This is a genomic window from Inquilinus sp. CA228 (genome assembly GCF_052078665.1).
In the GTDB taxonomy this organism is placed as follows: Bacteria; Pseudomonadota; Alphaproteobacteria; order DSM-16000; family Inquilinaceae; genus Inquilinus.
In genome coordinates this window covers 1-794 of record NZ_JBQJIK010000197.1, presented here as the reverse complement: position 1 = coordinate 794, position 794 = coordinate 1, and the positions used below count along the sequence as shown (strand labels likewise).

Annotated in this window: 1 protein-coding gene; it reads left to right on the top strand. The window is 70.7% G+C overall.

Translation table 11 applies throughout. From position 1 onward, the window contains the following. Positions 1 to 153: 153 nt before the first annotated feature. Positions 154 to 774 (top strand): YciI family protein, encoded by a 621-nt coding sequence (locus ACTOWL_RS37980; RefSeq protein ID WP_441326484.1) that lies wholly within the window; start codon positions 154 to 156, stop codon positions 772 to 774. Positions 775 to 794 lie beyond the last annotated feature (20 nt).

Sequence of the window (794 nt, the reverse complement as noted above, 5' to 3'; positions counted from 1 at the left end):
TAGGAGTCCCGGTCGTCATTGCTGCCCCTCGACGACCGGGACTCCTAACCGGACGGGGCGCGGACCGCAACCCGCGCCCCGTCCGTCGCCTCCTGTTGCAGCCGCGGCGCGCTTGTGCTGCGCTGAGGGCCCAGGACGGCACGAGAGGGCGAGGTGGAGTATTTCGTCTACTGCCGGGACAAGCCGGGCACCCTCGATTTGCGCCGGCGGCTGGTCGAGGCCCACTGGTCCTTCATGGATTTCTATGCCGAGGGCATGGTCGCGCGCGGACCGACCCTGGCCGAGGATGGCGAGACCCCGACCGGCAGCGTCCACATCGTCGATCTGCCCGATGCCGAGGCGGCGCGGGTGTTCGCCTATGAGGAGCCGAACCACAAGGCCGGCGTCTACGCCGAAATCCTGGTGCGGCGTTGGCGGAATGCGCTCGGCCGCAGGATGTGGTCGTTCAAGGGCGATCCGGACGCCAATCTGCGCTTCCTCGTCATCGCCCATGGCCGGCCGGGCGCGAGTGCGGCCGCCGACGGGCTGCGCGAGGCCCACGGCAGCTTCTTGGCCGATCAGGACCGGCAGAACCGCCTGATCGTGGGCGGGCCGCTGCTGTCCGATGACGGCGCGGCCTGGGTCGGCGCCGCCGCGATGGTCGAGCTGCCATCGCGGTCCGACGTCGAGGCCATGCTCGCGACCGACCCCTATGCGAAGGCCGGGCTCTACGACCGCGTCGAGATCCATCGCTGGCGATTCGGCGGACGGCCCGACGGCATCTACGTCCTCTGAGCGCCGGGTCTCGGCCCCTC